The organism is Herbaspirillum sp. GCM10030257, assembly GCF_042666555.1.
Taxonomy (GTDB): Bacteria; Pseudomonadota; Gammaproteobacteria; order Burkholderiales; family Burkholderiaceae_D; genus Noviherbaspirillum.
In genome coordinates this window covers 32,496-41,171 of sequence record NZ_JBHTDH010000032.1, presented here as the reverse complement: position 1 = coordinate 41,171, position 8,676 = coordinate 32,496, and the positions used below count along the sequence as shown (strand labels likewise).

Genomic DNA, 8,676 nt, shown 5'->3' with positions numbered 1-8,676 from the left:
GACATAAAAGTTACGAAACCGGTTCCTGCATAGGAACTTATATTGTGCTTGAGCCGTGTGCGGTGAAAGTCGCACGCACGGTTCTTAGGGGGGAGGGGTTCTGGCAACAGACCCTTCCTACCCTACCTACAGAGTGAAGTCTGTTAGCTATTAGGCCTCCGCTTCAGGCCAGCTCTCCAGTTCCCTTGCCAGCTTGCGTGTCACATATACCAAGCCAGGGTCCCCGCTCTTCCAGTTCCCACAGTGGGGACATTCAATCATTCCGACCGCCAAGCCGCTGCCAAATGCTTTACTGAACTGGTCTACTTCGAAAAGGTGGGCGCAACGGTCATTCGTACACTGCTCCAAGTGAACTGACATGGGAGTCTCCTGGCTGATTATTTTTATGCCGCATACCTGCGGATTTCCAGCATAGACATTCTTTTCCAAGTAGCAAGGGCTAACCTGCTAGTCTTGCGTCGGTTTTTCTTTCTTCCTTTACCGTCATTTTCCCGTAACTTTTACTCACTACTATGGCGTCACTCTGGCTTTTCCGAGTGAGGTTCACCTCAAGAGAACAAGCTGTTTGCACCGGAGCTGGCGGTGCGTAAAGATTCCGGCACCAGATCTCAAGCCCTCTCACTGTAGAGGGCTTCCCACTCTCCCGCTCCATTGGCATGGGTTCCTGTTGGTATAAAGTTAATTTTTACAATTGGTGCCTCGGCTTGAGTGACCTCAATAGCCTGAGCCATATCAAACTCTAGGATTCATAGACGCCTAACGCGTCAGCACAGAGCATTCGCATAAGCCAAGGCACTTCAGCGCGCTGAAATAGCAAAGGTTTATATACGAGCTACGAGCGCTGCAAAGAACAAATTGCCGGATAAGCAGCAAGAGTTCTCAGCCAGACATTAGCTCGGCTCACTAATGGAGACATCATGAAAGCCAAACAGATACTACTTCCTTCGCTTCTTGCGGCGACGTTCTCTACAGCTGCTACCGCTCAGATGCTTAACAACCCCTGGGGGAAGCCTTCTAAAGCCGACATTGAAGCGGCGAAGCAGAAAGATCGGGATCATCTCGACATGATCAAAGTGTGGGATCGTCTACCTTCACATTTGAAGCAGCAGATTACCAACAAGCTTTCTTCGCTGACAGAAGCTCAACGTCTCGCTCTCATCAATTCCATTCCTTCCCTCAGAAATCTCTCGACTACACAGAAAGAGATGCTTCTCGATAAGCTGGAGCAGGCAATACCGTACCCACCTCCACCAGAATCCGCTACCCCCGCTGTGACCAACTTCTGCGTAAGAGTTGTGGGAGAGGCACCTGAAACGGATCCGGTCTTGATCTCGCAAGCGATCGAGCAGGGATACATACCTCGATCGGTCGCTATCGAAGTCTACGGCTATCAGTACAACACGGCAGGATCGGAAGGGCCAACGGCTTTTAAATATGATGAGATCGCAGTCATCTCGCCGATGGTCACGTACGATTTTTATAATCGTGACTATCACACGATTCCGGTAGCCCAAGGGCAGTCAACCACCATTACGGTGAGTGTACGCGGGTCGTTGAATGATCTGACACAAGACGGCCTTGGTGGAACTGAGTTCTCAGCACCAATTTCTATGACTTACGTCTTACCGCCAACCCCGTACACGAGACCAGCAGGACAAAGTGTCGACCAACCATTGAACCTTTACCCACAGTGTTTTAAGTAAGCACGTGTAGCCAGCAGAAGCTCGCGGAGTCCTCTTCAGGAAGATTTCTAATCTAAGCCGGTCTAGCGTCGGCCTTTCTTTTCCCATAATGGGAATTTATAGCCAGCCGCGAACTGGGTTTTTCACGGCTCCCATATATGTAATAGAGAATTCAATAGTGCGGAGCTCATAGACTCTGCCGAAGGTCGGGCGACTTTGTTTTGAGAAATGGGGCCATATTATGCAAACAAGGATCCCAGATGTAGTATTGGCGGGCTCTATCAGATTAGTTAAATATTCTGCCGATGAAGGTTTAACAGTCGCACTTTCCGGATCGGGATTGCAGTAATACCTCAAGAGCCAGAGGCGTTTGCATCCGCTTCATGCAGCCACATGATGGCGCCAGTCATATCATTGTAGAAAACGCGATAGTCGCCCTCACCAAACGCCAACCGCGCAAGATAGGCAAGCTTTGCGTTTGGTACTACGATCGCACGTCGGAATGGAACTCGCTCCAGCCGTTCGTCCAGTGCGCGCTGTGACAGCACAACATCCACGGAAGGTGGCTCCATCTCGAGGGCGTCGAGCAAGACGCGCCCATGGCCGAGGTCTTCGACGAGCTGGAGAATCTGTTCCTGGCATTGGCGCAGTACCTGTTGCGTCGGTACGCCCCTGATACGCCCAAGGATGAGATCACCCACGGGTTCAACCCAGAGCTGGGGGATCGGTTGGTAGGTCGCGATTGTCATGGCAAGTGAAAAAAACAGATTTCCTCGAATCATACGCGCGCGTTTCGGCGTGACGGGAATGCCAGACAGAAATCTTGAGAACCATCAAATTACTGTCTCTGCCTTTTGTGTCGACGTTAGGCGAACCCAATAAAACGGGCAGCCAGTTTGCCGGGCTGCCCGTTCTAATCACACAGATCACACAGGTGCACCTTATCGCAGAGGCCTGGTGTAGCAAACCTCATGACGCATTACTTCTTGTCCGCATCAGATAAGCCGCGACCAGTTTTGTGTTGCAATTCGTCAATTTTCTTTGACGCTTCTGCTTTGGTCAAATCATCGTCTATCTGCTCATTCGCTTCTTCCGCCAGTGTAGTCAGATAGGATTTTTGGGCTCCGGTCATGGGCTCATCTCCAGTTGTCCAGTTTTGCGGATCCTTGACCATATTGCTCTTTTGGGCTTCGTTCTGGGTTTGCTTATCCATCTATCTCTCCATCTAAAAATCTGCAGTGCGGGAACAGAATGCCGTTTCACCAATGTAGCGATACAGGCAATAGCTTGTATAGAAAAGACTGTATGTTTATACAGCTTGTTCCCGCCTGAAAGGACAAAATGCCAGGGTATAAAGCCAGCTGTTTAGAAAAGCGACGCTTTCCAACATTAAATATTTACGACGCAGCATTGTTCTTCGGCGCAGTGGTATTCCACCGAACGTATAGCTGATTGACGATCATGCTATTGCATAACGACAAGCATTCTGGCCCATGATGTAAGGGCGTTGTCTCTGTAGACGCCCGATGAGCGCGACACCAGGCGCGTTGGAATCCACTAAGGCGCGTTTCCTATCTGTGCTACGGAAAAGGTGCACGCTATGCGGTAGGGAGGGAGTACGCCTCCGAGTGGATGCCGCGTTCGGCCCACGTCGAGTAACGCGAACAAAGTCTCCAACCGAATCCGACAAGCCGGTCGCCCTCCGATGTACTATGCGGGCTCTGCCACACCAGCGATGTGCTGGTCTGCGTATCCCTCACAGGAAAGCATCATGAAAAAAGTTGTTATTGTCGCCGTCGCGCTGGTCAGCCTGCTCGCTATGGCGAGTTATTTCAGCCCGCACTGGACGTTATATCGGATGCGCAGCGCGGTTGAAAGCCGGGATTACAAGGCATTTTCATCGTATGTCGATTTCACTTCACTGCGTAACAGCTTCAAACAGCAGATGACAGGGAAAGGCGGCGACGACAGGGCCGACCAGGATAGCGGCAATCCATTGGAGCCACTAACCCGCGCAATCGTCAGCGGCCTGGCGGGGCCCTTGATTGATGTGATGCTGACACCTGCCGGTATTATCGAGATGCTAGGCGCTGGCAAGCCTGGTGTAACGCAAGCGGTGGTTGCGAGCACTGTGACCCAGGTACCGAATATTTCGGTGCTTCCCGACATGAAATTATCCTATCGTGGTTGGGACAACGTGCTGTTTCGCGCTGAAGGATTGCCGGAAGCCAGCGGGTATTTTGTGCTGCAGCGCCAGGGATGGTGGAGCTGGAAACTGGCCGCAGTGGAATTGGAGACTGCGACGAAATAATTTGGTTGCGCGTCTCTTGCACCAGTTCCTGGTGTTGCTGAATCTGCATGCGGCTCCTATAGACATGGCATGTGTCCACGTCCGATACAATGTCGAACTGCTGTTTGGGCGAGCACTTACGCCATACCGGCAAATACAGGCACACAAAGCCACAGAGGGAAACCATGAAGCAACAAGGCTGGACAATCATTCAAACCATGATCGCGCTGCTGATCGCCGGCATCGTCGGGACCATTGCGGTGCGTGCGATCATTGACAAGCGTTGCGAAGAAGACGCGACTCGGTCAATCTGCGCCAAGCGCTAAGCTCCTGACATGCAACGATGCATCGCGTTGCAAAGCGTGTGAAGTCTCAGAACTTCAAGGCTTCACATCGCCATCAATGTATTTCGCTGCGCTCGGGTTCCGGTGTCGTCACAAGCTGATTGCCAGGCTTGCGTCGGCGTAGCAGGCGGCGCAGTAAATGCTCGAGATCGTCGATATAAGTAAAGACCGCCGGCACCACCAACAGGCTCAACAGCGTTGACGTAATCAGTCCCCCGATCACCGCTGTCGCCATTGGCGAACGGAAGCTCGGGTCCGCTCCCCATCCCAACGCCAGTGGCATCATGCCCGCTCCCATGGCGATCGTCGTCATTACGATAGGGCGGCTGCGTTTGTGGCAGGCGTCAACCAGCGCGTCGAATCGATTCATGCCCGCATAGCGCGCCAGGATCGCGTAGTCCACCAGCAGGATGGAATTCTTGGTCACGATACCCATCAGCATGATCAAACCGATCATCGACGGCATTGACAAGGCCTTGCCGGTTACCAGCAGCGCGACGAAGGCGCCGCCGATAGAAAGAGGTAAGGCCGCCAGAATGGTCACTGGCTGCATGAAGTCCTTGAAGAGCAACACCAGCACGCCATAGATGCACAGAACACCGATCAGCATCGCGGTGCCGAAGCTCGCAAACAGCGCCTGCATCTCCTGGGCGTCGCCGAGTTCCGCGATGCGTACCGAAGGCGGCAGGTTCCGCATCGATGGCAGGGCGCGTGCTTCGGCATTCAATTCTCCCAGCGAACGATTACCCAGTTCGACATCGAGCGTGACGTTACGACTGCGGTTAAGGCGGTCGATCTGCGCCGGTCCGCTCTCAATGGTGACGCTTGCGACATTGCCGAGCATGACCGGTCCGCGTTTGCCGGGCACGTTAAGACGCGCTATAGATTCCAGGTCGGCACGCACGTCATCGGGCAGCTTGACACGGATGGGTACCTGGCGCTCCGACAGGTTGAGCTTCGGCAGGCTGACATCGTAGTCTCCCGCCGTGGCGACACGGACAGTTTCGCCGATGCTGGATGCTGTCACGCCAAGATCGGCGGCTCGGGCAAAATCGGGGCGCACGATGATTTCCGGCCGCACCAGCGATGCGCTGGAACTGACATTGCCGATACCTTTTAGCGTACGCAACTCACGTTCAACCTTTTGTGCGGACTCCTGCAAGGCGATCGGGTCTTCGCTGCGCAATACCAGTTGCATCTTGACGCCGGTATCCGGGGGGCCGACATTGAAGCGGGCTCCCGGTATGTCGGCGAGCCGCTGGCGCAATTGTTGTTCGAGCGCCGACATCGATTCCTCGCGCTCGGTACGATGCACCGTGGTCAGCGTGAGCACCGCACGGCGCGCTTCTGCCGCCGCACCGGGTGCGAACGCATCACCACTGGACCCGCCGCCGATAGAGCTGAATACACCAACAATGCCATTCACCTGCATGGCCGCAAGCCGGGCACGTTCTGACACTTCACGGGTTTCAGCCAGCGTGCTGCCGGGGGGCAGTTCGATATTGATCTGTGTCTGGTTACGGTCGGCGGCAGGTACGAAGCCGGTTGGCAGCAGCGGCACCAGCGCAATCGAACCCACGAAAAATACCGCGGAGCCGACCGCCGTTATCAGCCGATGGCGCAGACACCACTGCATGACAACCATGTAACGCCGCATGATCCAGCCGTCTTTCTGTTCCTCCACTTTCGCCGGCTTGAGCAAATAGGCTGCCATCATGGGAGTGAGCAGTCGCGCCACGACCAGTGACGCGAGGATGGCGATGACGGCGGTCCAGCCAAACTGCTTGAAAAACAGGCCGGGTATCCCGCCCATGAAGGCGGTCGGCAGGAAAACCGCGACGAGAGCAAAGGTCGTGGCGATCACGGCCATGCCGATTTCATCCGCAGCTTCCAGCGCCGCCTGCATCGGTGTTTTTCCCATGTGCAGATGGCGCGCGATGTTTTCGATTTCGACGATCGCATCATCCACCAGGACACCCACCACCAGCGCCAGCGCGAGCAAGGTGACCGTGTTGAGGGTATAGCCGAAGTAAGACAGGCCGAGAAAGGTCGGAATCACCGACAGCGGCAGCGCCGCCGCGGCCACCAGGGTCGCGCGCCAGTCGCGCAAGAACCACCATACCACCAGGACCGCGAGCAAGGCGCCTTCGTAGAGCAGATGCATGGAGCCGTCGAAATTTTCTTCCACCGGCTGGGCGTTATCGATCACTTCCTTGAGCGCGATATTGGGATGCGCCTTTTGCAGTTCTTCAATGGCCGCGCGAGCACCTTTGGCGACTGCGAGTTCGCTTGCGCCCTTGGTACGGAAAATTTCAAAACCTACAACCTTACGGCCATCCTGGGTCGCTTCCGATCTTTGTTCAGCGATGGTATCGCTCACCGTGCCGATCTGATCCAGCCGGATACGTCTTCCATCCTGCAGGGGAATATCGAGGGCCGCGAGTTCGGATGCTGTCTTGACGGTAGCAATCGTACGTACCGCCTGCTCGGCGCCGCTGACATCGCCGCGACCGCCAGGGGCTTCCTGCTGCACCAGCCTCAGCTGCCGTGACACATCGATGGCGGAGACCCCCAGCGCGGTCATCCTGCCGGCATCAAGCTCAATGCGGATTTCCCGTGTTGCGCCGCCGATGCGTTTGATGGCGCCAACTCCTGGCACGGCAAGGATGCGCTTGGTCACGGCATCGTCGACAAACCAGCTCAGTTCTTGCTGGTCGAGGTGGCTTTCGATGCCCGGTGCGACGCTGGCGATGAAGGTCAGCACCGCGCGCCCGGCGGTCGGGTTCTTGGTGACCGATGGATCGCGCAATTCGCTGGGCAAGTCGGCGCGTACACGGGCGACCGCATCGCGCACATCGTTGACCGCTTCGGCGATCTGCTTTTCCAGGATGAACTCGACGCTGATCTGTACCTGCCCGTCGAGCACCTTGGTGTACATGTTCTTGACGCCCTGTACCGATGCGATCGAGTCCTCGATCTTGCGGGCGACTTCGGTTTCCAATTGCGCCGGTGCGGCACCGGGCAGGGAAGCGTTGACCATCACGATAGGCAGTTCGATATCGGGAAAGTCCTGTACTGCGTTCACGCGGTAGGCCAGCAATCCGGCCAGCGTCAGCAGCGTGAACAGCATGATGGCCGGAATAGGGTTCCGGATGGAGAAGGCGGAAAAGTTCACGCTGCGATCCTTATTTGGCGGCCGGCGTCACGACCTTGACCAGGTCGCCGTCGTTGAGGAAGCCGGCGCCGCTTGCGACGACGGCGGCCTCGGCGTTGATGCCTTCGAGTACTTCGACCCGGTCTGCAAGGCGACGGCCGGTTTTTACTTTGACCTGGCTGACACGATTGTCCGGATTGAGGCGGAATACATAGCTGAACCCATCGCGGACCACAATGGCTTGCTGGGGAACGGTCAGCGCTGTAGACATGCCGAGATCGAACTCGCCTTTGGCAAACATGCCGGCCTTGGCAGGTGCGACGTTATCGGCGGTCGGTGTGAGATCGACATAGACCAGTGCGGATCGGGTCTGCGGATCGACCGTCGGCGCAAACTTGCGAATGCGGCCCTTGATTTCGGTACCGTTGGCGGCGGTGACCACGGCAGGTGTGCCGACGCGCAGTTTGCCCAATTCGGTTGCCGTGACTTCGGCGCGCCATTCGAGACGGCCTTGACGGATCAGCCTGAACAACTCGGTGCCGGCAGGGACGACCGCGCCGACGGTGGCACTGCGCGACGAGATGATGCCGTGATCCGGGGCCGTCAGGCGTGCATACTTCAGGCGCAACTGTTGTGCTGATAGTGTCGCCTTGGCTGCCTCAACCTTGGCCTTGGCGGTCTGCTCGGTAGTAAGGTATTGATTGATCTGCTGGGTGCTGAGTGCGCCGGTCTCCTGCAGTGTACGGGCACGGGCTGCATTGCCCGCCGCATCGGCGGCATTGGCCTGTGCTTCCATAAGCGTTGCGCGAGCCTGTGCCACGTCCGCCTTGACGCTTTCATCGGCGAACGTTGCGAGGATCTGGCCTGCGCGTACCGTGTCACCAACGTTGACACGCACATCGGTCAGGCGCAAGCCATTGGACTCGCTGCCGACGATGGCTTCTTGCCAGGCCGCGATATTGCCATTCGCTCCCAGCTTGACAGGTACGTTGGCTTGGGACGGCTTGATAGTAGTGACGGTCAGTGCCGGTTTTGGACCCGGGCCACCCTTGTCATCGGCGGCGACCGACTTGCCCGATACCAGCATGATAGCTATCGCCGACAACACGGCTGCGGCAAACAAAGCAATCGAAAGCGGTTTGAGAAAAATGCGTTTCATGTTTTCAGTGTGTCCACGTCATAAGGGAAGTGCATGGGTCAGTATTA

Annotated in this window: 7 protein-coding genes; 3 read left to right on the top strand and 4 right to left on the bottom strand. The window is 56.1% G+C overall.

Annotated features, from left to right (window positions below):
- Nucleotides 1–917: 917 nt before the first annotated feature.
- Nucleotides 918–1,703 (top strand): hypothetical protein, encoded by a 786-nt coding sequence (locus ACFQUU_RS25675; protein WP_382250969.1) that lies wholly within the window; start codon nt 918–920, stop codon nt 1,701–1,703.
- A gap of 332 nt (nt 1,704–2,035) precedes the next feature.
- On the opposite strand, the gene ACFQUU_RS25670 is transcribed toward ACFQUU_RS25675, so the two are convergent.
- Both ACFQUU_RS25670 and ACFQUU_RS25665 read right to left on the bottom strand, forming a co-directional pair.
- Nucleotides 2,036–2,464 carry a hypothetical protein gene (locus ACFQUU_RS25670; protein ID WP_382250968.1) on the bottom strand — a complete coding sequence of 143 codons (429 nt, stop codon included), beginning with the start codon at nt 2,462–2,464 and terminating at the stop codon, nt 2,036–2,038.
- Nucleotides 2,465–2,661: 197 nt separating this feature from the next.
- Nucleotides 2,662–2,895, bottom strand: a complete 234-nt coding sequence (locus ACFQUU_RS25665; protein WP_382250966.1) for a DUF3072 domain-containing protein — start codon at nt 2,893–2,895, stop codon at nt 2,662–2,664.
- A 558-nt stretch (nt 2,896–3,453) separates the two neighbouring features.
- Here ACFQUU_RS25665 and ACFQUU_RS25660 point away from each other — a divergent pair.
- Entirely contained in the window at nt 3,454–3,993 is a 540-nt protein-coding gene (locus tag ACFQUU_RS25660; RefSeq protein ID WP_382250964.1) for a DUF2939 domain-containing protein, read from the top strand.
- A 164-nt stretch (nt 3,994–4,157) separates the two neighbouring features.
- On the top strand, nt 4,158–4,298 hold the full coding sequence (locus tag ACFQUU_RS25655) for a hypothetical protein (RefSeq protein WP_382250963.1): 141 nt from the start codon (nt 4,158–4,160) through the stop codon (nt 4,296–4,298).
- A 73-nt stretch (nt 4,299–4,371) separates the two neighbouring features.
- Here the strand turns inward: ACFQUU_RS25655 and ACFQUU_RS25650 are convergent, their stop codons facing one another.
- Both ACFQUU_RS25650 and ACFQUU_RS25645 read right to left on the bottom strand, forming a co-directional pair.
- Complete coding sequence (locus tag ACFQUU_RS25650; protein WP_382250962.1) at nt 4,372–7,491, bottom strand: efflux RND transporter permease subunit; 3,120 nt, start codon at nt 7,489–7,491, stop codon at nt 4,372–4,374.
- Between the two features lie 10 nt (nt 7,492–7,501).
- Nucleotides 7,502–8,629, bottom strand: a complete 1,128-nt coding sequence (locus ACFQUU_RS25645) for an efflux RND transporter periplasmic adaptor subunit (RefSeq protein WP_382250961.1) — start codon at nt 8,627–8,629, stop codon at nt 7,502–7,504.
- Nucleotides 8,630–8,676: the final 47 nt, after the last annotated feature.